We start from the raw sequence: 25,218 nt of genomic DNA, 5'->3' as shown, positions 1-25,218 counted from the left end.
ATCACCAGCAGGTGATGGGGTTGTTTTTAAAAGAGCATATAACGGAAAATTTCTTTGATATAGTGTTCGATAATAAGCTGAAATGTAACGCAGATGATCAGATAAATCACAATCGTTGAGTAAATGACATCAATTTTCCCTTTATATGAATGCTGGTAACTGCTCAGCATCGCAGGAGGAATGGCGAAGAATGCACCGATTAAACCAACAGCTAATATGGTAAAGCAAATGTCTGTATGTAATAAAAAGAAGAAAAGGGCAAGAATCAAAATAGCCGTAAACGGTATGAGAAACGCTCCGAATCTTGAGAATGAATCCTTGAAAGATACTTGGATTCCCGCGATTTTCAGGGCGAAAAAGATGCATGCATGCAGGCCAAATAGAAATAAAATAAAATAAATGGTTGGCTCTAAGAAGATTGCTGTAAAGCTTACGCTTCCGGGACCGTCTGAAAAAAGAATATAAAACATCAAAGGGGTCAGCAAACTGAAAAGAACCATCGTAATGATTGCGCTGATCAGCTGTTCTCCGCCTGTTGCTTTACATTCCTGATAAGGGCGTTTCAGGACGGATAAGACAAATGAACCGAACTGTTTTGCTGCTTGCTTTGCAGCGACTCCAGTTTGAGCTGCATGCTGGTGGCCTGATTGACCGGGGAGCGGTGATCCGCATTTCTCACAAAAATTTCCGCCATCTGTTTGATGGCCGCATTGAGGACAATACATAAAATAACTCCTTTATCTGTAATATAGGGAAAATAGACTAATAGTTTTATTATAAAAGAAAAAAGTTGTAAAGTAATCAATATTCATACAAAAAAAGACACGTGCCCGATAGCAGCTGTGTCTTTTTTTATCTAGTTATTCATATATTTCTCAAATACATCCCCAAAATCCTTAATATGATACTGCGAGCGAACGGATGTCAGCCAAGTAAAACCGAATTCGGTCAGCTCTTTGTATTGCGTTTCAATATTAACGTGCTCAGGGCGGGTATGGTGAAGAATCGTCACTGCTTTATCTAAGCTTTGCTCCGCTTGATTGATTAAAATGTCATTTTCATAGGTTGTTTCAGCGATGCGAAGCAGTGATTTATAAAGGTCTTTTAGCTTTTCAATCTGGTCTTTGTGGACATCAATGTCGAATTGTTCACCGCCCAGCTTGAACTTAATTTCAACATCCAAATCCACTTTTCCGGCAGTTTCAAGAAAAACGTCAGAGATTTTATATTGCGAATAAGGATAGCGTTTCAACGTACGTTTTGAGGAAGTGGCGCGTTCGCCGTCTACATGGATCAGGGCCAGGTTCGTAAAGCAATACTCGTCTGCTTTTGTTTTAATCAAGAAATAAATTTTCTCATTATCTTCATGCATGACATAATCATCTGCGTCTGTTTTGTCATAGTCCTGAGGTTCGATAATTTTTCCGATATCAGATAAGCCCAAGGCATCTGCCGCAATTTTTTTGAACATCTGTATACGTCCTTCCTATTCAATTTGTCACTTCATTGTAGCATGGCGCGTTTCTGACAGGCTATAAAGGTTTACCGGGAAATCGCCTCCGGGTAAAAGGGTGGAGAATAATTCTATTTCCTGTGCAGAGACTATCAACAAGGAGGTATATGATGTTCTCATTCATCGTTCACGTCTTTATTTCTTTATTCGCAGTATCGAATCCGATCGGAAACGTGCCGATATTTCTGACGCTGACAGAAGGCTATACTGCAGCGGAAAGAAAAGCGATTGCCCGGAAGGCAGCTACTTTATCCTTTTTTATTCTCGCGGCTTTTTTGGTTTTCGGCCATCTTATCTTTAAACTGTTTGATATCAACATTCACGCGCTCCGAGTGGCGGGCGGCATATTCATTTTCGGCATTGCCTATAATCTATTGAATGCGAAAGAATCACACGTGCAATCTCTTCACCATGATGAACATAAGGAAAGCAAGGAAAAAGCGGATATATCAGTCACACCTTTATCCATTCCGATCATTGCTGGGCCTGGAACGATTGCAACAGTGATGAGCCTTTCCGCCGGTCATAGCGGCATTGGTCATTATGTGGCTGTCATGATCGGCATAGCCGCCGTTATTGCCCTGACCTTTCTCTTTTTCCACTATTCTGCTTTTATCAGCAGCAAACTCGGAAAAACCGAGATGAATGTGATTACCAGACTGATGGGATTAATCTTAGCCGTGGTTGCGGTCGGGATGATTGGTGCCGGGCTGAAAGGCATGTTTCCGGTCTTAACCTCATGATGCAAAAAGCAGCTCTCTTATTTTAGAGAGCTGCTTTCTTTTGTTTTCGGCACATACCGAAAGACTTCCTCACTCTCAAAAAATTCAATCAACCTGCTCAGCCAATCATAGTAATGAAGCCATTCTTTTAATTCATTCAGCAGCTGATTGACTTTCTCTTCCGCTTCCGGGGTAAGCCCGTCCCTTTGTAAAAGATCACTCAGCTCCCGGTTTAATTTTTTATACAGCACTTTGTTTTTGCTCACGACCTTTGTCCAATTCGCCGCGAATAAAGAAATGAAGGTTTGATAATAATCCTGCTCGACGTCATAAAGGTCTTTTCGTACGCCTTTTTCAAACACCTTTTCGGCGATATTGGCATCGATCATTTCCCGGACAACCTGGCTCATCCGTGTTTTGCTCATGCCCGTTGCCTCAGAGAGCTCGCTTAAGGTCATTGGTTTTCGATTCATATAAATAATTCCGAGCACACGTCCGACAGTTGAAGGCATTCCAAACGTATGCATATTTTCGGCAATCTTCTCAATGAGATGCTCTTCAGCATGTTCAATGATGTCGAGAGCGGTTTTTTTCACAGCTGATCATCCCTTCAAATGGCAATTGATGGTGTCAATATATCATATTTCTTCCTGGTGTTGAAAATAGCTGAATGCAGAGGAAGTGGGAGGTATCCGGCGTAATTGTAAGAACACCCTTTCCGTCTCGGTCATAACAATAAATAATCTATAAATAACATATAATTTCAACACATTGTAAACTTTTTATTTTACAAAGTTCAAACTATAATAAGGATTATACTTTTCAGAAAATTTATAGGAAACCTGCGGAGGTGCACGGATTGCTGAAATTGGAACAAGTGTCAAAAGTATATAAAGGCGGCAAAAAAGCTGTGAACAGCATTGATTTAGATATTGCCAAAGGTGAATTTATCTGTTTTATCGGCCCGAGCGGCTGCGGAAAAACGACGACGATGAAGATGATCAACAGGCTGATAGAACCATCGTCTGGAAGGATCTTTATCGACGGAGAAAATATTATGGAACAGGACCCGGTTGAGCTGAGGAGAAAAATCGGCTATGTGATTCAGCAGATTGGTTTGTTCCCCCATATGACCATCCAGCAGAACATCTCACTCGTACCAAAGCTGCTGAAATGGCCTGAGGAAAAACGGAAAGAACGGGCGCGCGAGCTGTTAAAGCTTGTGAATATGGGCCCAGAGTATTTAGACCGTTATCCGCATGAGCTCAGCGGCGGACAGCAGCAGAGAATCGGCGTGCTGCGCGCCCTGGCAGCGGAACCCCCTCTCATTTTAATGGATGAACCGTTCGGAGCGCTTGATCCGATTACGCGTGATTCCCTTCAGGAAGAATTCAAAAAACTGCAGAGAACCTTAAACAAAACGATTGTGTTTGTAACCCACGATATGGATGAAGCGATTAAGCTTGCTGACAGGATTGTGATATTAAAAGCGGGAGAAATCGTTCAAGTCGGCACACCTGATGAGATTCTTCGAAACCCGGCAAATGAGTTTGTTGAAGAATTTATCGGGAAAGAGCGCCTGATTCAGTCAAGACCGGATATCGAGCGGGTAGAGCAAATGATGAACAGAACGCCGGTGACGGTATCTGCGGACAAAACGCTTTCTCAGGCGATTCAGCTGATGAGAGAAAAACGTGTTGACTCGCTGCTCGTTGTGGACCGGCAAAACGTGCTGAAGGGCTATGTTGATGTGGAAATGATTGATCAAAACCGCAAAAAAGCGAGCATCGTTGGCGACGTATACCGTTCAGATATATATACCGTTCAAAAAGGGGCGCTTCTTCGCGATACAGTCCGAAAAATTTTGAAGCAGGGGATCAAGTATGTTCCGGTGGTCGATGAACAGAACCATTTAGCAGGGATTGTGACAAGAGCGAGCCTCGTTGATATCGTATACGATTCCATTTGGGGCGACGAGGAAAATCAGCTCATGACGATCTGACCAGGGGAGGAGCTCTTTTAAGATGAATCAAATGATGACTTTTTTGCAAACGAACGGCGGAGAGCTGCTGTATAAAACAGGAGAGCATTTATATATTTCACTCATAGCCGTTGTATTGGGCATTATCGTTGCAGTGCCGCTCGGCGTTGCTCTTACCAGAATGAAAAAAGGCGCAGGTGCGGTAATCGGTTTCGTAAACATTGTGCAAACCCTCCCGAGTCTGGCGATTTTAGCCTTTTTTATTCCGCTTCTCGGTGTAGGAAAAGTGCCTGCGATTGTCGCTTTATTTTTCTATTCGGTGCTGCCGATCCTGCGCAATACGTATACCGGCATTAAAGGTGTAAATAAAAACCTCCTGGAATCGGGGAAAGGGATTGGCATGACCGGCTGGGAGCAGATTCGGCTCGTCGAAATCCCGCTGGCGATTCCCATCATCATGGCGGGGATCCGCACATCAACGATCTACCTAATTGGCTGGGCGACACTTGCGTCGTTTATCGGAGGAGGCGGCCTCGGGGACTATATTTTTATCGGCCTGAACCTATACCAGCCTGAATATATCATTGGCGGTGCCGTGCCTGTCACAATTCTGGCAATTATTATTGATTATGTGCTGGCTGTGACAGAACGAAAGGTGACGCCGAAAGGCTTGCAAGGGATGAAGGAAGTTTCGTAAGGAGTTGGCACTGTTGAAAATGACAAAAATCAAATGGCTTGGCGCGTTTGCTCTCGTCTTTGTCATGCTGCTAGGCGGCTGCTCTCTGCCGGGTCTAGGCGGCGCTTCTGACGATACGATCAAAATCGGGGCGCAGAGCATGACAGAATCAGAAATTGTAGCGAATATGATCGCGCAGCTTATTGAACATGATACAGATTTGAATACTGCTTTAGTGAAAAACCTCGGCTCAAACTATGTTCAGCACCAAGCGATGCTGGGCGGTGACATTGATATTTCAGCCACGCGCTATTCCGGAACAGATTTAACAAGCACCCTCGGCAAGGAAGCGGAGAAAGATCCGAAAAAAGCGCTGAACATTGTGCAGAACGAGTTTCAAAAGCGCTTTTCTTATAAATGGTTTGATTCCTACGGCTTTGATAACACATATGCCTTCACCGTAACAAAAAAGTTTGCGGAAAAGGAGCATATTAACACCGTGTCTGACCTGAAGAAAAATGCTTCCCAATATAAATTAGGCGTCGACAATGCTTGGCTGAAACGAAAAGGCGACGGGTATAAAGGCTTTGTCAGCACATATGGCTTTGAGTTCGGCACAACTTATCCAATGCAGATCGGGCTAGTCTATGACGCAGTCAAAAACGGGAAAATGGATGCGGTTTTGGCTTATTCAACGGATGGACGGATTAAAGCATATGATCTGAAAATCTTAAAAGACGATAAGCGTTTCTTTCCGCCGTATGACTGTTCACCGGTGATTCCGGAAAAGGTGCTTAAGGAGCATCCGGAACTTGAAGGTGTGATCAATAAGCTGATTGGGCAAATCGACACGGAAACGATGCAGGAACTTAATTATGAGGTGGATGGCAAGCTGAAGGAGCCGTCTGTCGTAGCAAAGGAATTTTTAGAGAAACATCATTATTTTGACTAAGAAAAGAGGTGGATCATATGGAAGTACTACAGCAGCTTGGCACATACTATTCGCAAAACGGCGGTTACGTACTGCAGGAATTTTACCGCCATTTTCTGATGTCGGTGTACGGCGTTTTATTTGCCGCCATTGTTGGAATTCCACTCGGCATCCTGATAGCCAGATACAGAAGATTAAGCGGATGGGTTTTTGCGGTCACGAACGTCATTCAGACCATCCCGGCTCTCGCCATGCTCGCCGTGCTGATGCTTGTCATGGGGCTGGGCGCTAATACGGTGATATTGTCATTATTTCTGTATTCTCTTCTGCCGATTATCAGAAATACGTATACTGGGATTATCAGTATTGAGCACGCCTATCTTGAATCCGGAAAAGCAATGGGGATGACAAAATTTCAAGTGCTGCTGATGGTCGAGCTTCCGCTTGCGCTTTCTGTCATAATGGCCGGCCTGCGCACCGCGCTTGTCATTGCCATCGGCATTACGGCCATCGGGACATTTGTCGGTGCTGGCGGTCTCGGGGACATCATCGTCAGAGGATCAAACGCCACAAACGGAACCGCGATTATATTAGCGGGAGCGATCCCCACAGCTCTGATGGCGGTGATTGCCGATTTGGTCATGGGTTGGCTTGAACGAGCGTTAAGCCCGATTAAAAAGAGAAAGAAGAAAAACTTGGCAGGTGCCGCATAAGAAAAAACGCCTTGTAATGACAGGGCGTTTTTTACGGCTTTGGCACATATTTAAAAATTTCTTCGCTCTCAAAAAACTCAATCAAACGGCTGAGCCAATTATAATAATCAAGCCATTCCTTTAATTCTTTCAGCAGTTCATTCACTTTTTCTTCCGCTTCAGGAGTAAGCTCTTCATCCAACACGCTGAGCAGCTCCCGATTGAGTTTTTTATGCATCATTTTGTTTTTGCTGACGACTTTGCTCCAGGTGGCTGAAAACAGCGTGATAAATGTTTGATAGTAGTCCTGCTCAACCTCATATAAATCTTTTCGGACGCCTTTTTCGAACACCTTCTCGGCAATGTTGGCATCAAGCATTTCCCGCACTACCTGGCTCATGCGTGTTTTACTCATGCCGGTGGCCTCAGATAATTCCGTAAGCGTCATCGGTTTTCGATTCATATAAATAATGCCCAGCACACGTCCGACGGTAGAGGGCATTCCAAATGCATGCATGTTTTCCGCGATTCTTTCTATAAAATGGTCCTCGGCTTGTTCAATGATCGTTAACGGATCTTTCTCCAACGGTTTCATCCTTTCAGCTAACAATTCCGATGTCAATATACCACATTTTTGATACGGCGAAAATGCTGTCAAAAGAGAATTTGGCAGGAAATTGGAGCAATAAGGAGATCAACACACGTCAATGCGGGTAAATCAGCGTTTACACATACTTTATAAATAATATGAACAAATTGTAAACTTTTTATTTTATAAACTTTATTCTATAATGGGAAGCATTCAATTGTCTGAAAAATTAAATTTAAACTGAACAAATTGAATAAACTTAATTTTGGAGGTGCGATGTTTGCTAACATTAGAAAATGTCTCGAAAACATACAAGGGCGGCAAAAAAGCCGTGAACAACGTAAATCTTAAGATTGCAAAAGGCGAATTTATCTGCTTTATCGGGCCGAGCGGCTGCGGAAAAACGACAACAATGAAAATGATTAACCGATTAATTGAGCCTTCCGCCGGAAAGATTTTCATTGACGGCGAAAACATCATGGACCAGGATCCTGTAGAGCTCAGGCGCAAAATTGGCTATGTGATTCAGCAGATCGGCCTGTTTCCCCATATGACCATTCAGCAGAATATCTCACTCGTCCCAAAACTGCTGAAATGGCCGGAGCAGCAGCGGAAAGAGCGGGCGCGTGAGCTTTTAAAATTGGTCGATATGGGGCCTGAATATGTAGACCGTTACCCTCATGAATTAAGCGGGGGGCAGCAGCAGCGAATTGGTGTATTACGGGCACTTGCCGCGGAGCCGCCGCTTATCTTAATGGATGAACCGTTTGGGGCACTCGACCCGATTACGAGGGATTCCCTCCAGGAAGAATTTAAAAAACTGCAAAAAACCTTACATAAAACCATCGTATTTGTTACCCACGATATGGATGAAGCGATTAAGCTGGCAGACCGGATTGTGATTTTAAAAGCGGGAGAAATCGTTCAAGTTGGAACGCCCGATGACATTTTAAGAAATCCGGCAGACGAATTTGTTGAGGAATTTATCGGCAAGGAGCGGCTGATTCAGTCATCCAGCCCGGATGTTGAACGGGTTGACCAGATTATGAACACACAGCCTGTAACGATCACCGCGGATAAAACGCTTTCTGAGGCCATTCAGCTGATGAGGCAGGAACGGGTCGATTCATTGCTGGTCGTCGATGACGAGCACGTTCTGCAAGGCTATGTCGATGTTGAAATCATTGATCAATGCCGGAAAAAGGCCAATCTCGTAAGTGAAGTTTTACATGAAGATATATACACAGTACTGGGCGGCACACTGCTGCGCGACACGGTCCGCAAAATTTTAAAACGGGGTGTCAAATATGTTCCCGTTGTGGATGAAGACCGACGCCTGATCGGAATTGTGACGAGGGCAAGTCTGGTCGACATCGTGTATGACTCCCTCTGGGGAGAAGAAAAGCAGCTCGCAGCATTGTCATAGGGAGGGACGATAAGTCATGCATCATATTGTTCAATTTTTGCAAACCAATGGGGGCGAGCTTCTTTATAAAACATACGAGCATATTACAATATCGCTCATTGCTGTGATCTTAGGCGTGCTGGTTGCCGTCCCCCTAGGGGTTGTGCTTACCAGAATGAAAAAAGGAGCCGGCACCATTATCGGCATTGTCAATATCATTCAGACGCTGCCGAGTCTGGCCATCCTCGCTTTTTTTATTCCGCTCCTTGGTGTAGGGAAGGTTCCGGCCATTGTGGCTTTGTTTTTCTATTCTGTATTGCCGATTCTTCGCAACACGTATACCGGCATTCGCGGCGTCAACAAAAATCTGCTCGAGTCTGGTAAAGGAATCGGAATGACGCCGGCTGAACAAGTCCGCTTGGTGGAGCTGCCGCTTGCCGCGCCAGTGATCATGGCGGGAATCAGGACATCGACGATTTACTTAATCGGCTGGGCCACGCTGGCTTCCTTTATCGGAGGCGGCGGATTGGGGGATTACATTTTTATCGGACTGAATTTATATCAGCCAGAATATATCATCGGGGGCGCGGTACCTGTCACGTTATTGGCAATTGTGATTGATTATGTGCTGGCAGTTGCTGAACGAAAACTGACACCTGCCGGCATGCAGAGATTGAAGGAATTGTCATAAGGAGGCGGCTCATGAAAAGAAAATATCTCAAACTAATGATAGGTTTAGCACTTGCGGCAACGCTGACGCTGAGCGGCTGTTCGCTTCCTGGTCTCAGCGCTGCTGCAGACCAGACCATTAAAATCGGCGCGCAAAGCATGAGCGAATCAGAAATCATCGCCAGCATGCTTGGCCAGTTGATCGAACACCATACTGATCTCAAAACAACAACGATTAAAAATCTTGGCTCCAACGCGGTGCAGCAGCAGGCTTTAATGAATGATGAAATCGACATTGCGGCCACAAGATATACGGGAGACGCGCTGACAGGCACGTTGAGAATGGAACCTGAAAAAGATCCGGACAAAGCGCTGGCGCTTACTCAGCGGGAGTTTAAAAAAAGATATGATTTAAAGTGGTATGACTCCTACGGGTTTGATAATACATATGCCTTTACAGTCAGCAAGGAGCTGGCCGACCAATACCATTTAGAGACCGTATCAGACGTTAAAAAATGGGCGCCGCAATTAAAGCTGGGCGTTGATAACTATTGGATGAAGCTCAAAGGAAACGGCTATCAGGATTTTACGAAAACCTACGGCATGACATTCGGCGGCACGTATCCAATGCAGATCGGCCTTGTGTACGACGCGGTGAAAAGCGGAAAAATGGACATTGTGCTTGCGTATTCAACCGATGGAAGAATCAAGTCCTATGGTCTCAAAATGCTAAAGGATGATAAACAATTTTTCCCGCCGTACGACTGCTCTCCTGTTGTTCCGGAAAAGGTGCTCAAAGAACATCCTGAGCTTGAAGGCATCATCAAGAAAATGCTCGGAAAAATCGACACAGCCACGATGCAGGAGCTTAACTATGAAGTCGACGGCAATCTCAAAGAACCGTCTGTCGTTGCCAAGGAATATTTAGAAAAACATCACTATTTCTAATCGTGAAAGGGGGAAGAGGTCAATGAACGTGTTTGAACAGTTAATGATGTATTACACGCAGAATGGCAGTTACGTCATGGATGAATTCGGCCGCCACTTTCTCATGTCGGCTTACGGCGTATTGTTTGCCGCTGTCGTCGGGGTTCCGGCCGGAATCCTCATCGCGCATTTTCGCCGTTTGTCAGCCTGGGTGTTTGCAGTAACAAACGTTATTCAAACAATCCCGGCGCTCGCTATGCTGGCCGTCTTAATGCTTGTTATGGGGCTCGGCGCAAATACCGTGATTCTATCATTATTTCTGTATTCCCTGCTGCCGATTATTCGAAACACGTACACAGGCATTATCAGTATTGAGCATGCCTACTTAGAATCGGGAAAAGCAATGGGTATGACAAAATTCCAAGTGCTCAGAATGGTTGAGCTCCCGCTCGCACTTTCTGTCATTATGGCGGGCCTTCGCACGGCTCTCGTCATTGCCATCGGAATTACAGCGATTGGCACATTTGTTGGTGCCGGAGGCCTTGGGGACATGATTGTCCGCGGCTCAAACGCAACAAACGGAACTGCGATTATTCTAGCCGGAGCGATACCAACTGCGGTAATGGCGGTAGGGGCGGATTTGCTCATGGCCTGGCTGGAGCGGGCATTAAGTCCGGTGAAGAAAAAAAGAACCGGGGCGAAACACGTTCAATCAGCTGCATAGAATAGAAAAAGAGGCTGGACTCCAGCCTCTTTTTCTATTTAAATCGTAAACTGACCCATCTTCTCATTAAGCTCCTTCGCCAGCTGCTCAAGCTCTTCAGCATTTTGAAGCACTTGATCCATCGAATGGGCGGATTGCTCGGTTATTGAAAATGTTTCTTCAATGCCGGCAGCCGACTCTTCGGATACAGAAGCGATATTTTCAATCGATTGATTGATGGTAATCGATTGGTTTGTTAACTGCTTCAGGCCATCCGTTACTTCCTTAATGCTGTCTGCAACGTGAGTGACGGATTGTTTGATATGCTGCATAGCCTGCCCGGTGTCTGTCAGGTTTTCCGTTCCTTTTTCGACTTCTGTAAAGCTGCTTTCCAAGTACGTAATGACAGTGTGGATCTCCTGCTGTGTGCCGCCTACAATCCGGGTAATATCCTGAACGGAATCAGAAACGCCGTCAGCCAGCTTTCTGACCTCATCTGCCACAACGGCGAAGCCTTTACCGCTTTCTCCTGCGCGGGCAGCTTCAATCGCGGCGTTAAGGGACAGCAAATTCGTTTGCTCGGCAATTCCGTTGATGACCTGAACGAGCTTGTTGATATCCTGAGAATGCTGTTCCAGTGATCTCACTTTATCCACGGCTTCTTGAACAATATGATGGATGGTTTTCATTTGCTGTACTGACGTAGCCATATTTTCGTTCCCGCTTACCGCGAGTTCGAGAACGTTTTGAGACGTATCGCTGATTGTGATGCCGTGATTATAGGCTTTATCAATGCTTTCGGTAAACTCATTCATCGATTCGGCAATCGTCACGGCGTCTTGGGCCTGCTGTTCAGAGCCCTCAGCCATTTCGTTCATCGTTTCAGTAATATGTTTGCTGCCGGATCTTGTTTCATTCGTTGCGGTTGCAAGCACCTGTGAAGAAGAAAGAACCCGGCTTGATATGTCTTTAGAATATCCGACAATATCTCTCAGATTCCCTACCATTTTTTGCAGCGCTTCATTCAGATCACCCAGCTCGTCTTTTGAGTTGAGCGGCTCCATATCGTTCGACAGATCGCCTTCGGCAATATGATTTGCAGATTCCTTCATGCGAATGATAGGCTTTACAATGTTTCGCGTGATATAAAGCCAGATGAAAATGCTGATGAGGATCGATGCTGCCACAAGCAAAGCGGTGTAAATGAGCCCTTTATGATAGACGGCCTTCGTTTCTTTTACCGCTGTGTTGCTGCCTTCTTGATTTAAGTCAACAAGCTGAGTGATTGTTTTTTTCATATCCTCAAAGCTGGCCTCAGTCTGAACCAATAAACCTCTTGCTTTGTCCATGTCATTCGTGCGGCCGCTTTCGATAATTTGCGCATGAATATCCATATAGGTATTCACTTCAGTTTGAAGCTGCTCGAACAGTTTCTGCTCTTTATCAGTGGAGATCGTTTTTTCGTAGTTATCGAGCTTTTGGTTAATGTCTTCCATGATTTGATTCATTTCTTGATCAAGTGTATCCATTTTGCTTTTGTCTGTATAAATCAGAAAGTCCTTTTCTTTAGAAGACAGGTGCTCGGTTACATAATTAATTGAAGTGATTCCTTTGATGCCGTCAATCCATTTTGTGTTGATTTCATCTGTTTTTTGAATGATATGCTGCATATTAAGAACGCCTATTCCGCCTACAAGTAAATTGATCAGGATCAGTGTCAAAAATACCAGGCTGAATTTGCGGGAAATCGTCAGTCGCATATAGTGGTCTCCTTTAAAAACGTAATGTGTGGATGTACTATATATCGGCTGAGAAATCGTTTTTTCACCTGGGAAAAAAATAAAAAACGGCTCTTTTCTCGTCTTTGAGATCAGAACCGTTTTAGCAATTAGTCAAGAAAGGAAGGGTCAATCCATTCAGTCGCCCATTTAGAAATCTCACCTAAAATGGGTGCTAGCGCCTTTCCTTTATCAGTCAATGAATATTCGATGCGAACCGGAGTTTCAGGGATGACATCCCGCTTCACTACTCCTTCAAGCTCAAGTTCTTTCAGCCGTTCTGACAGAACTCTGCCGCTTAGATTTGGAAGTGCTGCTTCAATTTCGCTAAATCGCTGAGACCCGTTCAAGAGCTGAAATACGATTAAAGCGACCCAGCGTTTACTTAAGATGTCGACTGCTTTTTCAAATCTAGGACACATTTCTGATTGGTTCATACTTTTCACCTCGTCTGTCACTATTATAACGCAAATAACGAGGGAGGGTATGCAAGCGTGATTGATAAAATATAGAAAGAGAAACAGGGGATTATGAGGAAGAGTCGCGTTTTTTTGCTTCTGAAGACAAAAAATCGAAGTATTTGCTGAGATTTTCTATATCCTGATTTGAGAGATGTTCCCATTTTTGACTATTGAAAATCGGGAGGTGCTCCGCTCCGCGAGTGACAGCCGTCTGGTAAATGTCATAAACGGATTGATAGCTTTCAGATGCTTCGCGGATTTCTTCAGGAAAGGCCTGAATATGACCTGCGGCGGCCATGAGGTTTTCGTACGGCACTTTCAGGACGGCTGCCAGTTTTTTAATCGTGGCGGGTTTTGGCGTCCCTCGTTTGCCGTTTTCAATTTTTGAAATGGTGGCCGAGCTGATGCCTGAGTACACCGCAAGCTGATTCACTGTCAGTTTGCGGGCGCGGCGCAGCTCCCGTAATTGCTGTCCGAACGGTGACATGGTCTATCGCCTCACATTTCTATCAAGAGTCAGTCATCAGCAGACCGTTTTTTGGCTTCGTCTGAAATAAACGAAAAATAATGATCCAGCATGAGCAAATCTTCTTTATTGAGATATTGCCACTTTTCGTTCTCAAGAAGCGCAAGGTTTTTCAGGTCATAGGCCTCCGCTTTTTCAAGCAGCTTGCACTTCGTTTCATAAGGGGCCCTGCCTTCATGCACTTCTTCGATGTAACCAGCCTTGTACATAAGCCCCTCATAAGGAATTTTTAAGGCCTCTGCCAGTTTTTTGATGGTAGCAGGTTTGGGAACGCCCCGTTTTCCGTTTTCGATTCTGGAGATGCCGGCTGCGCTTACGCCTGAATAAGTCGCCAGCTGGTTGACTGTTAACTTTCTCTCTTCACGCAATGCCCGTAATTGTTCGCCAAAGCTTTCCATATATCTCACCCCGTCCCTCACTGTTACTCATATTTTAGTATGTTTATTGACTAAAGGGAATAGGTAGACTGGAAATGTATTGACAAAAGTTAACATAAGCCGTAATGTAAAAGTATAGAAAAAAGTTTTTCAGGAATGGAAGGTGAGGAAAGTGCCAGTAGAAAAGATACAGATTAGACGTGATTATGTCTTGCAGTATATGGTTAATAACGATTATTCCCTTAATCAGCTTGCGCTGGAAATCGGAGTCTCACCCGCCACACTGAGCCGCGTGCTGAATGGAGAAAGACGGCCGGGGCAGCTTGTGATCGGTAAAATGCTTCACTATTTTAATTTGAAATTTGAGGATCTTTTTTACTATGACTTTATTGACAAAAGTCAATAAAGTAACAAAAAACGCAAGGAAGCCAAGCGTTTTCTATTCCTATGAATGATGTGTCAGCACAAACCCTGTCACCAGCTCATTGCACGTTTTCCATTGTTTTGTCGGCAATTGATGTCCCTGATATTCCAATCTGAAAAATTCGGCATGTCTGCACGCTCTTCGGTAATAGCCTGCGTTTGTAAAGGTCCAGTCCCGCAGGCCGCCATACATAAACAGCATTGGCATGTTTAGGCGGGACAGCTGTTCAATGCAGTTGTAGCCAAGCGAATCCAGATAATACTGATGCCAATGGGCCTGGTCTGCTTTTTTCATATGGTCTGTTAATATGCTGCGAAGCTGTCTGTCTTTTGTGTGGCTGCCAGCGAGGATTTTCATGAGCAAACCGGGGTTTTTTTCAAGCAGATATATTCCCAGTTTGTGCAGCTTCTGGCCGATTACGTTATGAACAGCGGGGTAGGCGCCGGACAGAATAAGGTGTGACACTTTGTCCGGGCGGGTGAAGCCGATATGCTGCGCGATTAAGCCTCCGGCAGAATACCCGAATAACACAGCTTTATCAATGTGCAAAGCGTCCATGAATTGCACGATCTCGTTTGCGTAATAGGAAATAGACGCTGGCTGATCGATGTGATCACTATCACCGTGGCCGCTTAAATCGGGAAAAATCACCCTGAAATGCTTGGATAGAAGGCGCTGATAATAAAAAACCTTGCGTCCCATGCCCGGCGGGTGGATAAAAATGATAGGGATTCCCTGTCCATATTCTTCATAAAAAAGATGTTTCCTGCTGTCTATGCTGATAAGCGGCATCGCTTTTCTCCTTTGACCTTTTCATATGAATAGGGTAACCAAGATAAAACGTCTTATCCGGCCTTTTGGCGTCTGATACAGCGTGACATGCCAACCCTTTTCATGTAAAATAGAAGTAATGTAGCCAGTGAGTCTGGAGGTGTATGGGATGCACGCAGTTTTGATTACCTTATTGGTTATCGTCAGCATTGCACTTATTATTGTCGTTTTGCTTCAATCCAGTAAAAGCGCCGGATTATCTGGTGCGATTTCAGGCGGAGCGGAGCAGCTCTTCGGGAAACAAAAAGCAAGAGGTCTTGATTTAATTTTGCACCGCATTACGGTAGTGCTGGCAGTCTTGTTTTTCGTGTTAACGATTGCGCTTGCTTATATCCTATAGGGCAATGTTTGTATAAGGTCTGATGTGAAGTCAGGCCTTTTTCACGTTTCTTGATGATATTCAAAACGTTTTTTTCTGATTAAACTGTGGAAAACTAAAATGATCGTGCAGATAGAAAGGGAGACATGAGCATGAAAGTTGTGACACCAAAACCATTTACATTTAAAGGCGGAGACAAAGCGGTGCTTTTGCTGCATGGCTTTACAGGAAATACAGCGGATGTAAGGATGCTGGGACGATATTTGAATGAACGCGGCTATACGTGCCACGCGCCTCAATATGAAGGACATGGCGTCCCGCCTGAAGAACTTGTACATACGGGGCCCGAAGACTGGTGGAAAAACGTAATGGATGGCTATGAATACTTAAAATCTGAAGGCTATGAGAGCATTGCTGCCTGCGGACTGTCGCTTGGCGGGGTTTTTTCGCTGAAATTGGGTTACACTGTACCCATAAAGGGAATTGTCCCAATGTGCGCACCGATGCATATTAAGAGTGAAGAGGTCATGTATCAAGGCGTTCTTTCATACGCTCGCAATTACAAAAAGTTTGAGGGGAAAAGCCCTGAGCAAATTGAAGAGGAAATGAAAGAATTCGAAAAAATGCCGATGAATACCCTCAAGGCGCTGCAAGACTTAATTGCTGATGTGCGGAATAATGTCGATATGATTTATTCACCGACATTTGTGGTGCAGGCCCGTCATGACCACATGATTAATACCGAAAGCGCCAATATTATTTACAACGAAGTGGAAACTGATGATAAACAGCTGAAATGGTACGAGGAATCAGGGCATGTCATTACACTCGACAAAGAACGTGACCTCGTCCATCAGGATGTGTATGAATTTTTAGAGAAGCTCGATTGGTAATCTACAGGAGGTCGGATAATGGAAAAAGAAGCATTTATGGAAAAGCTTCTCTCGTTTATGAAGGAAGAGGCGTACAAACCTCTGACCGTTCAGGAACTTGAGGAGATGTTAAATATTACGGAAGCCGAGGAGTTTAAAGAGCTCGTCAAAGCGTTAGTCGCCTTGGAAGAAAAAGGGCTTATCGTACGGACGAGAAGCGACCGCTACGGCATTCCGGAGAAGATGAATCTAATAAAAGGAAAGATTTCAGCCCATGCGAAAGGATTCGCCTTTTTGCTGCCTGAGGATACGTCGTTAAGTGATGTGTTTATTCCGCCTAATGAGCTGAATACGGCAATGAACGGCGATATCGTCATGGTTCGTCTGAATTCACAGTCAAGCGGCTCCAGGCAGGAAGGAACCGTCATAAGGATTTTAGAAAGAGCGATTCAGCGGGTTGTCGGCACGTATACAGAAACGAGAAACTTCGGCTTTGTCATTCCGGATGACAAAAAAATCACGAGTGACATCTTCATTCCGAAAAATGGGAAAAACGGAGCTGCGGAAGGGCATAAGGTTGTTGTCAAGCTGACGAGCTATCCTGAAGGCCGCATGAACGCAGAGGGTGAGGTTGAAACCATTCTCGGCCACAAAAACGACCCGGGCATTGATATTTTATCGGTCATTCATAAGCACGGCCTGCCGGGAGAATTTCCAGCTGACGCGATGGAACAGGCATCAAGTACGCCTGACACTATCGATGAAAAAGATCTGAAAGACCGCCGTGATCTCCGTGACCAGGTGATTGTCACCATTGATGGTGCGGATGCGAAGGATTTGGATGATGCAGTTACCGTGACGAAGCTTGATGATGGAAGCTACAAGCTTGGCGTTCACATAGCTGATGTCAGCCATTACGTAACCGAAAACTCGCCGATTGACAAAGAAGCGCTTGAAAGAGGGACAAGTGTGTATCTGGTTGACCGTGTCATCCCGATGATTCCGCACAGATTGTCAAACGGCATCTGCTCCTTAAATCCAAAGGTTGACCGCCTGACGCTTTCTTGTGAAATGACAATTAACAGTCAGGGACAGGTGACAGAGCACGAGATCTTCCAAAGTGTCATCAAAACAACGGAAAGAATGACATATTCAGATGTGAATAAAATTCTTGTTGACGATGATGAAGAGCTGAAGCAAAAATACGAGCCTCTTGTTCCGATGTTCAAAGACATGGAGCGCCTGGCTCAAATTCTTCGCGATAAGCGGATGGACCGCGGCGCCGTTGACTTTGATTTCAAAGAAGCAAAGGTGCTTGTTGATGACGAAGGAGCGGTTAAAGACGTTGTGATCAGAGAACGCTCTGTCGCCGAGAAGCTGATTGAAGAATTTATGCTTGTGGCAAACGAAACAGTGGCGGAGCATTTCCATTGGATGAATGTCCCGTTTATATACCGGATTCACGAAGAGCCGAATGCTGAAAAGCTGCAAAAGTTTTTAGAGTTTGTGACGACATTTGGCTATGTGGTGAAAGGAACGGCGGGAAATATTCATCCGCGCGCGCTGCAAAGCATTCTGGACGCTGTGCGTGACAGACCAGAGGAAACGGTTATATCTACTGTTATGCTCCGTTCGATGAAACAGGCGAAATACGACCCGCAAAGCTTGGGGCACTTCGGTCTGTCAACGGAATTCTATACGCATTTCACATCGCCGATCCGCCGTTACCCGGACTTAATCGTTCACCGTCTGATCAGAACGTATTTGATCAACGGCAAAGTCGATGAAGCGACACAGGAAAAGTGGGCTGAACGCCTGCCGGATATCGCCGAACATACATCATCTATGGAGCGCCGTGCAGTTGACGCCGAGCGTGAGACGGATGATCTGAAAAAAGCGGAATACATGCTTGATAAAATCGGTGAAGAGTTTGACGGCATGATCAGCTCTGTGACAAACTTCGGAATGTTCGTCGAGCTGCCGAATACAATTGAAGGACTCGTCCATGTCAGCTTTATGACAGATGACTACTACCGCTTTGACGAACAGCATTTCGCAATGATTGGCGAGCGGACAGGCAACGTCTTCCGCATCGGGGATGAAATCACAGTCAAGGTTGTCGATGTCAATAAAGATGAGCGCAATATCGACTTTGAAATTGTCGGCATGAAGGGCACTCCGCGGCGTCCGAGAGAATTGGACAGCAGCCGGAGCAGAAAACGCGGAAAGCCTGCCAGAAAACGTGTTCAAAGCACCAATACACCTGTTTCTCCAGCTCCGTCTGAGGAAAAAGGGGAGTGGTTCACTAAGCCGAAGAAGAAAAAGAAAAAACGCGGCTTCCAGAATGCTCCGAAACAGAAACGGAAAAAGAAGAAATAGCAGCTCAACCAGCAAATAGGGCCGCAGCGCTCTATTTGCTTTCTTTCGGAAACAGCTTTTCATTGTAGCAGTACGTGACATTTGGTAAAATAGAGCGTATCGCAAAAGGTGGACAGTTTTTCCTTAGAGAGAGGAGGTTCTGGCATGCCAAAAGGGTCAGGAAAAGTATTATCTCAAAATAAGAAAGCCAATCACGATTATTTTATAGAAGAAACCTATGAAACAGGCATCGTTCTGCAAGGAACCGAAATCAAATCGATTCGCGCCGGCCGCGTAAACCTTAAGGATTCCTTCGCCAAAATCGAACGGGGAGAAGTGTTTCTCCACAATATGCACGTCAGCCCATATGAGCAGGGAAACCGCTATAACCACGATCCGCTTCGGACAAGAAAGCTGTTAATGCACCGCAAGGAGATTAATAAGCTGATCGGGTTAACAAAGGAAAAAGGCTATTCTCTCGTTCCGCTGAAGCTGTATTTAAAAAACGGCTTTGCCAAAGTGCTTCTCGGCCTTGGAAAAGGGAAGAAAAACTATGACAAACGGGAAGACCTGAAGCGCAAGGACGCGAAGCGGGAAATCGAAAGAGCGTTCAGAGACAGTCAAAAAGGCTTCTAAAGGCATAGTGCTTGATTCGAAAATCAGGCCTGTGCTATACTGTGTTCACGATCAGATCACGACGTCGTTCATTTGAAGGATTTGACAATTGAAAAGAGCCGTGATCATGTTATAATAAGACTATAGCCAGTTTGAGTGAGAGCTTGATATTTTCTCCCGTATTTCCCTTATACCAAGGGGACGTTACGGATTCGACAGGGATGGATCGAGCTTGAGCTGCGAGCCGAGAGGCGATCTCGTAAACACGCACTTAAATATAACTGGCAAAACTAACAGTTTTAACCAAAACGTAGCATTAGCTGCCTAATAAGCGCAGCGAGCTCTTCCTGACATTGCCTATGTGTCTGTGAAGAGCACATCCAAGTAGGCTACGCTTGCGTTCCCGTCTGAGAACGTAAGAAGAGATGAACAGACTAGCTCTCGGAAGGCCCGCCCGCAGGCAAGAAGATGAGTGAAACCATAAATATGCAGGCTACGCTCGTAGACGCTTAAGTAATCGATGTTTCTGGACGTGGGTTCGACTCCCACCGTCTCCATACATACTGACAATAAAGCAGAACCTCTTAAGAGGTTCTGCTTTATTTTTTCTCCAAACCACAGGTACCAAAAAGTGCGTACTTCCATTTCAATCCCAGCTGTTTCATACTGATTGCAGAGCAGATGTTTCACCAATCAGATTTCTGTCAATAAATAAGAGGAATCAAAAACGGAGGGATGAATAATGAAGCTGAATTTACAAGGAAAAACCGCACTGGTGACCGGTTCGACATCAGGGATCGGAAAAGCTATTGCCTCTTCGTTAGCTGAAGAAGGTGCGGCAGTGATCATTAACGGACGCCGGGAAGAGAAAGTGAATCAGACGATAGATGAACTGAAAACACAACATGCTGAAGCGGTTCTTTATCCGGCCGCATTTGATTTGGGAACTGAAGAAGGCTGCAATGAGCTGTTTCAGGCATATCCAGAGGTTGATATTTTGGTCAACAATTTAGGGATTTTTGAACCGGCGGAGTACTTTGATATTCCCGATGATGAATGGTTTCGTTTTTTTGAAGTGAATATTATGAGCGGTGTAAGGCTGACACGCAGGTATTTGCATAATATGATAGAGAAAAAAGAAGGGCGTGTGATTTTCATTGCCAGTGAAGCAGCGATTATGCCGTCACAGGAAATGGCCCATTACAGTGCGACAAAAACGATGCAGTTGTCCATTTCCCGCAGTTTGGCGGAGCTGGCAACCGGCACGAATGTCACAGTCAACACCGTCATGCCGGGCTCTACCTTAACAGAGGGTGTGGAAACCATGCTGAACTCGCTGTATCCTGGTGAAGGTCTGACTGTTCAAGAAGCTGAGGCACGTTTTATGAAAGAAAACCGGCCGACATCTATTATTCAAAGACTGATCCGTCCGGAAGAAATCGCCCACTTCGTTACATTTTTAAGCAGCCCGCTTTCCTCTGCGATCAATGGCGCGGCACTTCGGGCGGACGGCGGTTTGGTCCGCAGTGTCTTTTAAACCTCTCCCAATAGGAGAGGTTTTTTTATATATTGTTGATTTCCATAAATTTCTGACGTATAATATTGGTACCGAAATAGTTTTCTTGGTACCGAAGGCGGGGGATTAATGTGGAAAAAAGAATTATGGCGGAAACCATCCGGCTGATCAAGCAGAAAGGATTTTCATTTACGATGAATGATTTGGCGGCAGCGCTGGGAACGAGCAAGCGGACGCTCTATGCATATTATTCATCTAAAGATCAGCTTGTTGAGGCGGTTGTCGAACAATTTATAGCTGAAATGAAGCAAATAGAAAGAGACATCTATGAAAATGAAAGTTTAAATGTGCTCCAAAAGGTGAAAAAAATGCTGATCAGCCTTCCGCAGGGGATGGAACTGCTGAACATGGGATTATTAAATGAACTAAAGAAATACCATTACGATGCGTGGCTTACATTAGACGCGTTTATTAAGGAAGAATGGGCGATTGTCCTGGCATTATTAAACGAGTGCAAACAGCAAAAGAGAATCAGAAACATCAATCCGGACCTGTTTGTTCACATGTATATAGGGAGCATCAATCAAGTGTATGACCCTGAATATCCGCTGAAACATCAGTTCACGACAGGAGAGGTTCTTGAATCAATTGTAGATGTTTTGTTTAACGGTATAACAGCTGATGAGGAGGCTGATGCGACGTGAATTGGGTGTTTCTATGCTTGGCGATTTTGTTTGAAGTTGCGGGAACGGTCAGCATGAAGCTATCGTCCGGTTTTACAAAGCTTATTCCCAGTTTGCTGTTGATTTTTTTTTATGGAGGGAGTCTTTTCTTTCTGACGCTTACGCTTAAATCCATTGATGTATCAGTTGCTTATGCTGTATGGTCAGGGATGGGAATTGTCCTGATTACAGTCGTTGGTTTTTTGTTTTTTCAAGAACATGTTAGTGTCATGAAAGTCATTTCAATTGGATTGATTATTGCAGGTGTTGTGTCTTTAAACCTGATCGAGCATGCTGCGGTGTCTGAGCCGGTACATAAAAGCGGGCAGTACAAATGAGGTATATGAAGCTGTTTTTTCTCGTGACTGATATCGGTTTTATCTTGTACTGGCTGTCAGCCGGATTTTCGCTCATACCGGAAAACTGGGCTTTTAAACATCATGACCATCCGTTTATGATCGCATGGAACTGGTCTTTTTTTCCGCTGGATATCCTGATTTCTGTCACAGGGTTGTACAGCTTGTACCTACAGCGGGTGAATCGTGCTGACTGGAAGCTGATGGCGCTGATTTCTCTTGTGCTGACCTGTTGTTCAGGTCTGCAGGCGCTATCATTCTGGACATTCAGCAGTGACTTTGATCTTGTGTGGTGGCTGTTTAATGGGTATCTATTGATTTATCCTTTATTTTTTATTCACCTGCTCTTAAAGGAAGGCAGAAGGACAAAACAGTCCTGACAGGTGCCGCTTTTATGATAATAAACTGATGTAATGAAGCAGAGACGGTATAAGTCTCTGTTTTTTTATTGGCGCACCAATTGAGAAGCTAACCGCGTTTTTGGGCATACTAAAGCGAAGAAACGGGAAAAGTTCTACACATTCATTGAAAAGGATTTTGTCAAATGAACAAAACTGCTGCGAACAATCAAAGAATCATGCCTATCGTGAAGGATGCCTTTCGCATTCATGCAAATCCATTTCCTTGGAAAAAGGCTATCGGATCAGGTTTCGCTTCAGGGTTTCCTGTGCTGGTCGGTGCATTGGCAGGTCACACGGATTACGGATTAATTGCAAGTATCGGAGGCTTTGTTTATTTATATGCGGGCGGTGAATCGTACAAAAAGCGCGCCATGAAGCTGCTCTTGGTTTCCTTTGGGATCGCCCTCTCATTTGGTTTAGGGACGCTTTTGTCTGGGACGCTTTGGATGATGTCGGCTGTTTTGGGGCTGATCGGTGCAGCGGCGATGTTTATTTTTAGCGCGCTCGGCATTCAAGGCCCTGCGCCAATGTTTTTTGTCCTTGCCTTTTTAGTCAGTTCCGGGCTGCCGGCCGATCCTTCACAAGCGCTGTTCAGAGCGGGACTGACGTTTCTCGGAGGCATTTTCGCCATGGGCATCGCTTTAATCGGCTGGTTATGGAACAAACATGGACCGGAGGGAGCGGTGCTGCAAAAAACATATCATCAGCTGGCTGCATGTCTTTCAGCCGTCGGAACGCCAGGTTTTCATAACGCACAGCATCAGACCGTGCTCATGCTTAGAACAGCTCGCCAAACGGTTCTTGGGAAAGGGAACAGACGGAAAAAATCGCGGCATGATGAACGGTTTTTCCGCCTCCTTGAAAAAGCTGACGACATATTCATTGCCATTATTCATTTTTCAGCTGAAACGCCGGACAGAGAGACTGCGCAGATTGAAAAGGCACTTCGCCAAACCGGAGATATGCTTGCGCATGCACGGGTTTCCGGTACGTTTCAGATTAATGAGAACGAATCTGAGTCTAGGCGGAAGCTGTTTGAAGAAATCAATGAGGTTTTGCATATCGCTTCAGGACGTTTTGATAAGCAGCTTGACGGGGAGCCGAGTCGCCTGCCATCCTCTTTTTACTTTTTGAGAAATGCTTTTGACTGGAAGTCTCCAGTTTTGATTAGAGCGTTAAAGTACGGAATTGTTCTGTTTGCCGCCGATATGTTTGCCCTCGCATTCGGCTTTGCACGTTCCTATTGGATTCCGCTTTCGGCAGCAGCGGTCATGCTTGGCACTACTGTGGTTTTTACGCTTCACAGGGCTATTCAGCGTTCGGCCGGAACGGTGATCGGTGTTATGCTGGCAGGCGCAATCTTGTTTTTTAAGCCGGGCGGTGTTTATATTGCGTTATGTATTGCAGCGCTGCAATGTCTTCTTGAGATGCTGATCGTCCGCAATTATGCGCTGGCTGTTCCCTTTTTAACCGCAAATGCGCTTGCTATCACAGAAAGTATGCATGGCGGCGCGGGTGCCGGTTATTTTATGATAGCGAGGCTGACTGATGTAGCTGTCGGCAGCGTGATTGGGCTGTTGGGAACAATGCTTTTGTGGCGGCGGTTTTCAACCAAGCGGCTGCCTGAACTTGTGCGGAATGTCATCCGGTTGGAAGGGCAGTTTATGGAGAAACTGTTAACCGGGCAGAATGCCGACGAACACAAGTTAAGGGGGAGTCTTGTCAGGCTTCGGGATGCGTATGACAAGGCGCTTGGAGAGTTTCCTCATGCGAATGCGGATGCGCTCTGGCCTGCCATTTCGGGTGCTCAGCACTTAGGGTACTATTTGCTCTCGGCGCAAGCTCACCGCCGTCCGCCTGCTCCGTTTTCTGATGAAGAGATCAACCAGTTGCGGGCGTTTTTTGAACTGGCTGAGCAATCCTTTATCATGAAAAGGATGCCTGCGGATATTCAAGTACCGCATGTCCCTCATTATCCTCGAATCAGTAAAGAACTGTCCGCGCTGTATTCCGGCTTGAGAACAGCTTTTGAAAAGTAAGCTGTTTGGAAAGTTAAATAATCTTTAATTCGAGATGTTTTACTTGAAAGTAAATTTCTTTGTCTCTATAATAAAGTCTAAGAGAGACAGAATAATCATTATGCATCTGTATGATAATAATTGATGTGTGATTTTTAAAAACGAAAGGGCTGGTAAAAATGGCAAAAGTATTATATATCACTGCTCATCCGCATGACGAAGCAACTTCGTACAGTATGGCAACAGGTAAAGCATTTATCGAATCTTACAAAGAAACGAATCCAAATGATGAAGTTGTACATATCGATTTGTACAAAGAAAACATCCCGCACATTGACGCAGATGTATTCAGCGGATGGGGAAAGCTTCAGTCAGGTACAGGCTTTGAAGAGCTTTCTGAAAGCGAAAAAGCGAAAGTAGGCCGTTTGGGAGAGCTTAGCGATCAATTTGCATCAGCTGATAAGTACGTATTTGTTACTCCTTTATGGAACTTCTCATTCCCGCCAGTGATGAAAGCGTATCTCGATTCTGTTGCTGTTGCAGGAAAATCATTCAAATACACTGAACAAGGTCCTGTCGGCTTGTTAACTGATAAAAAAGCAATTCATATCCAAGCGCGCGGCGGCTACTATTCAGAAGGCCCTGCGGCTGAGATGGAAATGGGGCACCGCTACATCGGCATCATGATGAACTTCTTCGGCGTACCATCATTCGATGGCATTTTCGTAGAGGGACATAATGCGGAGCCCGATAAAGCACAGCAAATCAAAGAAGACGCGATTGCGCGTGCGAAAGAAGCAGGAAAAACATTCTAATGAAAAAGCCTCCCCTTATTT

At 45.1% G+C, this 25,218-nt stretch carries 29 protein-coding genes and 1 other RNA gene; 21 read left to right on the top strand and 9 right to left on the bottom strand.

All coding sequences use genetic code 11. The features are described 5' to 3' along the window. Window positions 1-26: 26 nt before the first annotated feature. Together AC0OMU_RS18040 and AC0OMU_RS18035 are read right to left on the bottom strand one after the other, a co-directional pair. Window positions 27-725 (bottom strand): zinc ribbon domain-containing protein, encoded by a 699-nt coding sequence (locus tag AC0OMU_RS18040; protein WP_474241388.1) that lies wholly within the window; start codon window positions 723-725, stop codon window positions 27-29. Between the two features lie 131 nt (window positions 726-856). Next, window positions 857-1,471, bottom strand: a complete 615-nt coding sequence (locus AC0OMU_RS18035) for a PH domain-containing protein (protein ID WP_474241387.1) — start codon at window positions 1,469-1,471, stop codon at window positions 857-859. Between the two features lie 149 nt (window positions 1,472-1,620). On the opposite strand from AC0OMU_RS18035, the gene AC0OMU_RS18030 reads away from it, so the two are divergent. Continuing rightward, complete coding sequence (locus tag AC0OMU_RS18030; protein ID WP_015384657.1) at window positions 1,621-2,256, top strand: NAAT family transporter; 636 nt, start codon at window positions 1,621-1,623, stop codon at window positions 2,254-2,256. Between the two features lie 17 nt (window positions 2,257-2,273). Here AC0OMU_RS18030 and opcR read toward each other — a convergent pair whose 3' ends face one another. Next, entirely contained in the window at window positions 2,274-2,831 is a 558-nt protein-coding gene (gene opcR / locus AC0OMU_RS18025; protein WP_003228345.1) for an opuC operon transcriptional regulator OpcR, read from the bottom strand. 263 nt (window positions 2,832-3,094) lie between these two features. Here opcR and opuCA point away from each other — a divergent pair, with 263 nt between their 5' ends. From opuCA to opuCD, 4 genes are read left to right on the top strand one after another with little or no spacing between them, the layout of a single operon-like run. After that, the gene (gene opuCA / locus AC0OMU_RS18020; RefSeq protein ID WP_322839844.1) at window positions 3,095-4,237 is read left to right on the top strand and encodes an osmoprotectant ABC transporter ATP-binding protein OpuCA; all 1,143 of its coding nucleotides are present in this window, start codon (window positions 3,095-3,097) and stop codon (window positions 4,235-4,237) included. A gap of 22 nt (window positions 4,238-4,259) precedes the next feature. After that, window positions 4,260-4,913 (top strand): glycine betaine/carnitine/choline/choline sulfate ABC transporter permease OpuCB, encoded by a 654-nt coding sequence (gene opuCB, locus AC0OMU_RS18015; protein ID WP_003228349.1) that lies wholly within the window; start codon window positions 4,260-4,262, stop codon window positions 4,911-4,913. 19 nt (window positions 4,914-4,932) lie between these two features. After that, complete coding sequence (gene opuCC, locus AC0OMU_RS18010; RefSeq protein ID WP_003228350.1) at window positions 4,933-5,844, top strand: osmoprotectant ABC transporter substrate-binding lipoprotein OpuCC; 912 nt, start codon at window positions 4,933-4,935, stop codon at window positions 5,842-5,844. A 17-nt stretch (window positions 5,845-5,861) separates the two neighbouring features. Beyond that, a complete protein-coding gene (gene opuCD, locus AC0OMU_RS18005) occupies window positions 5,862-6,536 on the top strand; it encodes a glycine betaine/carnitine/choline/choline sulfate ABC transporter permease OpuCD (protein WP_322839845.1) in 675 nt (224 codons plus the stop codon). Between the two features lie 31 nt (window positions 6,537-6,567). Here the strand turns inward: opuCD and AC0OMU_RS18000 are convergent, their stop codons facing one another. Further along, window positions 6,568-7,101: a GbsR/MarR family transcriptional regulator gene (locus AC0OMU_RS18000; protein WP_014478002.1), complete on the bottom strand. Its 534-nt coding sequence runs from the start codon at window positions 7,099-7,101 to the stop codon at window positions 6,568-6,570. Between the two features lie 283 nt (window positions 7,102-7,384). Here AC0OMU_RS18000 and opuBA point away from each other — a divergent pair, with 283 nt between their 5' ends. From opuBA to opuBD, 4 genes are read left to right on the top strand one after another with little or no spacing between them, the layout of a single operon-like run. After that, window positions 7,385-8,530 carry a choline ABC transporter ATP-binding protein OpuBA gene (opuBA, locus tag AC0OMU_RS17995; RefSeq protein ID WP_063334665.1) on the top strand — a complete coding sequence of 382 codons (1,146 nt, stop codon included), beginning with the start codon at window positions 7,385-7,387 and terminating at the stop codon, window positions 8,528-8,530. A gap of 16 nt (window positions 8,531-8,546) precedes the next feature. After that, window positions 8,547-9,200: a choline ABC transporter permease OpuBB gene (gene opuBB / locus AC0OMU_RS17990; protein WP_063334664.1), complete on the top strand. Its 654-nt coding sequence runs from the start codon at window positions 8,547-8,549 to the stop codon at window positions 9,198-9,200. 11 nt (window positions 9,201-9,211) lie between these two features. Next, entirely contained in the window at window positions 9,212-10,126 is a 915-nt protein-coding gene (gene opuBC, locus AC0OMU_RS17985) for a choline ABC transporter substrate-binding lipoprotein OpuBC (RefSeq protein ID WP_322839846.1), read from the top strand. Window positions 10,127-10,148: 22 nt separating this feature from the next. Then, the gene (opuBD, locus tag AC0OMU_RS17980) at window positions 10,149-10,829 is read left to right on the top strand and encodes a choline ABC transporter permease OpuBD (protein WP_322839847.1); all 681 of its coding nucleotides are present in this window, start codon (window positions 10,149-10,151) and stop codon (window positions 10,827-10,829) included. Between the two features lie 38 nt (window positions 10,830-10,867). Here the strand turns inward: opuBD and AC0OMU_RS17975 are convergent, their stop codons facing one another. The 4 genes from AC0OMU_RS17975 to rghR all read right to left on the bottom strand — a co-directional run bounded on the left by AC0OMU_RS17975 (window position 10,868) and on the right by rghR (window position 13,971). Next, window positions 10,868-12,568, bottom strand: coding sequence for a methyl-accepting chemotaxis protein (locus tag AC0OMU_RS17975; RefSeq protein ID WP_322839848.1), 1,701 nt, complete (start codon window positions 12,566-12,568; stop codon window positions 10,868-10,870). A 128-nt stretch (window positions 12,569-12,696) separates the two neighbouring features. Next, window positions 12,697-13,023 carry a catDE operon transcriptional regulator CatR gene (gene catR / locus AC0OMU_RS17970; RefSeq protein WP_003242888.1) on the bottom strand — a complete coding sequence of 109 codons (327 nt, stop codon included), beginning with the start codon at window positions 13,021-13,023 and terminating at the stop codon, window positions 12,697-12,699. A 91-nt stretch (window positions 13,024-13,114) separates the two neighbouring features. Then, window positions 13,115-13,534 (bottom strand): helix-turn-helix domain-containing protein, encoded by a 420-nt coding sequence (locus AC0OMU_RS17965; RefSeq protein ID WP_322839849.1) that lies wholly within the window; start codon window positions 13,532-13,534, stop codon window positions 13,115-13,117. A gap of 29 nt (window positions 13,535-13,563) precedes the next feature. Further along, complete coding sequence (rghR, locus tag AC0OMU_RS17960; RefSeq protein ID WP_322839850.1) at window positions 13,564-13,971, bottom strand: transcriptional repressor RghR; 408 nt, start codon at window positions 13,969-13,971, stop codon at window positions 13,564-13,566. Window positions 13,972-14,122: 151 nt separating this feature from the next. Here rghR and AC0OMU_RS17955 point away from each other — a divergent pair, with 151 nt between their 5' ends. Next, window positions 14,123-14,356, top strand: a complete 234-nt coding sequence (locus AC0OMU_RS17955; protein ID WP_003220031.1) for a helix-turn-helix domain-containing protein — start codon at window positions 14,123-14,125, stop codon at window positions 14,354-14,356. Between the two features lie 39 nt (window positions 14,357-14,395). Here the strand turns inward: AC0OMU_RS17955 and AC0OMU_RS17950 are convergent, their stop codons facing one another. Then, window positions 14,396-15,166 carry an alpha/beta fold hydrolase gene (locus AC0OMU_RS17950; RefSeq protein WP_322839851.1) on the bottom strand — a complete coding sequence of 257 codons (771 nt, stop codon included), beginning with the start codon at window positions 15,164-15,166 and terminating at the stop codon, window positions 14,396-14,398. Window positions 15,167-15,314: 148 nt separating this feature from the next. Between AC0OMU_RS17950 and secG the strand changes: the two genes are divergently transcribed. From secG to azoRB, 11 genes are all read left to right on the top strand, one after another. After that, window positions 15,315-15,545, top strand: coding sequence for a preprotein translocase subunit SecG (secG, locus tag AC0OMU_RS17945; protein WP_003220028.1), 231 nt, complete (start codon window positions 15,315-15,317; stop codon window positions 15,543-15,545). Window positions 15,546-15,676: 131 nt separating this feature from the next. After that, complete coding sequence (locus AC0OMU_RS17940; RefSeq protein ID WP_181220131.1) at window positions 15,677-16,417, top strand: alpha/beta hydrolase; 741 nt, start codon at window positions 15,677-15,679, stop codon at window positions 16,415-16,417. A gap of 18 nt (window positions 16,418-16,435) precedes the next feature. Further along, window positions 16,436-18,775 (top strand): ribonuclease R, encoded by a 2,340-nt coding sequence (gene rnr / locus AC0OMU_RS17935; RefSeq protein ID WP_003228386.1) that lies wholly within the window; start codon window positions 16,436-16,438, stop codon window positions 18,773-18,775. Window positions 18,776-18,919: 144 nt separating this feature from the next. Next, the gene (smpB, locus tag AC0OMU_RS17930; protein ID WP_003220025.1) at window positions 18,920-19,390 is read left to right on the top strand and encodes an SsrA-binding protein; all 471 of its coding nucleotides are present in this window, start codon (window positions 18,920-18,922) and stop codon (window positions 19,388-19,390) included. Window positions 19,391-19,566: 176 nt separating this feature from the next. Next, window positions 19,567-19,929, top strand: a transfer-messenger RNA (tmRNA) gene (gene ssrA / locus AC0OMU_RS17925). A gap of 182 nt (window positions 19,930-20,111) precedes the next feature. Next, complete coding sequence (locus AC0OMU_RS17920; protein ID WP_100505823.1) at window positions 20,112-20,906, top strand: SDR family NAD(P)-dependent oxidoreductase; 795 nt, start codon at window positions 20,112-20,114, stop codon at window positions 20,904-20,906. A 110-nt stretch (window positions 20,907-21,016) separates the two neighbouring features. Beyond that, entirely contained in the window at window positions 21,017-21,589 is a 573-nt protein-coding gene (locus tag AC0OMU_RS17915) for a TetR/AcrR family transcriptional regulator (protein ID WP_100505822.1), read from the top strand. After that, window positions 21,586-21,945 carry a DMT family transporter gene (locus tag AC0OMU_RS17910; RefSeq protein WP_003228392.1) on the top strand — a complete coding sequence of 120 codons (360 nt, stop codon included), beginning with the start codon at window positions 21,586-21,588 and terminating at the stop codon, window positions 21,943-21,945. The genes AC0OMU_RS17915 and AC0OMU_RS17910 overlap by 4 nt, the downstream gene beginning before the upstream one ends. Beyond that, window positions 21,942-22,343, top strand: coding sequence for a YvaD family protein (locus AC0OMU_RS17905; protein ID WP_032677045.1), 402 nt, complete (start codon window positions 21,942-21,944; stop codon window positions 22,341-22,343). The genes AC0OMU_RS17910 and AC0OMU_RS17905 overlap by 4 nt, the downstream gene beginning before the upstream one ends. 164 nt (window positions 22,344-22,507) lie before the next feature. Beyond that, entirely contained in the window at window positions 22,508-24,403 is a 1,896-nt protein-coding gene (locus AC0OMU_RS17900; protein WP_474241386.1) for an FUSC family protein, read from the top strand. A gap of 158 nt (window positions 24,404-24,561) precedes the next feature. Beyond that, entirely contained in the window at window positions 24,562-25,197 is a 636-nt protein-coding gene (azoRB, locus tag AC0OMU_RS17895) for an FMN-dependent NADH-azoreductase AzoRB (protein WP_474241385.1), read from the top strand. The last annotated feature ends 21 nt before the right edge of the window (window positions 25,198-25,218 follow it).

The sequence above is a fragment of the Bacillus sp. FAU18 genome, from assembly GCF_056033885.1.
The sequence above is the reverse complement of the archived record's forward strand: the minus strand, read 5'-3'. Positions and strand labels throughout refer to the sequence as shown.

Bases quoted from the DNA above. Each gene is read 5' to 3' on its own strand.
- AC0OMU_RS18040 (WP_474241388.1), bottom strand. From the start codon at position 725: ATGTATTGTCCTCAATGCGGCCATCAAACAGATGGCGGAAATTTTTGT.
- AC0OMU_RS18035 (WP_474241387.1), bottom strand. From the start codon at position 1,471: ATGTTCAAAAAAATTGCGGCAGATGCCTTGGGCTTATCTGATATCGGA.
- AC0OMU_RS18030 (WP_015384657.1), top strand. From the start codon at position 1,621: ATGATGTTCTCATTCATCGTTCACGTCTTTATTTCTTTATTCGCAGTA.
- opuCB (WP_003228349.1), top strand. From the start codon at position 4,260: ATGAATCAAATGATGACTTTTTTGCAAACGAACGGCGGAGAGCTGCTG.
- opuCC (WP_003228350.1), top strand. From the start codon at position 4,933: ATGACAAAAATCAAATGGCTTGGCGCGTTTGCTCTCGTCTTTGTCATG.
- opuCD (WP_322839845.1), top strand. From the start codon at position 5,862: ATGGAAGTACTACAGCAGCTTGGCACATACTATTCGCAAAACGGCGGT.
- opuBB (WP_063334664.1), top strand. From the start codon at position 8,547: ATGCATCATATTGTTCAATTTTTGCAAACCAATGGGGGCGAGCTTCTT.
- opuBC (WP_322839846.1), top strand. From the start codon at position 9,212: ATGAAAAGAAAATATCTCAAACTAATGATAGGTTTAGCACTTGCGGCA.
- opuBD (WP_322839847.1), top strand. From the start codon at position 10,149: ATGAACGTGTTTGAACAGTTAATGATGTATTACACGCAGAATGGCAGT.
- AC0OMU_RS17975 (WP_322839848.1), bottom strand. From the start codon at position 12,568: ATGCGACTGACGATTTCCCGCAAATTCAGCCTGGTATTTTTGACACTG.
- catR (WP_003242888.1), bottom strand. From the start codon at position 13,023: ATGAACCAATCAGAAATGTGTCCTAGATTTGAAAAAGCAGTCGACATC.
- AC0OMU_RS17965 (WP_322839849.1), bottom strand. From the start codon at position 13,534: ATGTCACCGTTCGGACAGCAATTACGGGAGCTGCGCCGCGCCCGCAAA.
- rghR (WP_322839850.1), bottom strand. From the start codon at position 13,971: ATGGAAAGCTTTGGCGAACAATTACGGGCATTGCGTGAAGAGAGAAAG.
- AC0OMU_RS17950 (WP_322839851.1), bottom strand. From the start codon at position 15,166: ATGCCGCTTATCAGCATAGACAGCAGGAAACATCTTTTTTATGAAGAA.
- secG (WP_003220028.1), top strand. From the start codon at position 15,315: ATGCACGCAGTTTTGATTACCTTATTGGTTATCGTCAGCATTGCACTT.
- AC0OMU_RS17940 (WP_181220131.1), top strand. From the start codon at position 15,677: ATGAAAGTTGTGACACCAAAACCATTTACATTTAAAGGCGGAGACAAA.
- rnr (WP_003228386.1), top strand. From the start codon at position 16,436: ATGGAAAAAGAAGCATTTATGGAAAAGCTTCTCTCGTTTATGAAGGAA.
- smpB (WP_003220025.1), top strand. From the start codon at position 18,920: ATGCCAAAAGGGTCAGGAAAAGTATTATCTCAAAATAAGAAAGCCAAT.
- AC0OMU_RS17920 (WP_100505823.1), top strand. From the start codon at position 20,112: ATGAAGCTGAATTTACAAGGAAAAACCGCACTGGTGACCGGTTCGACA.
- AC0OMU_RS17905 (WP_032677045.1), top strand. From the start codon at position 21,942: ATGAGGTATATGAAGCTGTTTTTTCTCGTGACTGATATCGGTTTTATC.
- AC0OMU_RS17900 (WP_474241386.1), top strand. From the start codon at position 22,508: ATGAACAAAACTGCTGCGAACAATCAAAGAATCATGCCTATCGTGAAG.
- azoRB (WP_474241385.1), top strand. From the start codon at position 24,562: ATGGCAAAAGTATTATATATCACTGCTCATCCGCATGACGAAGCAACT.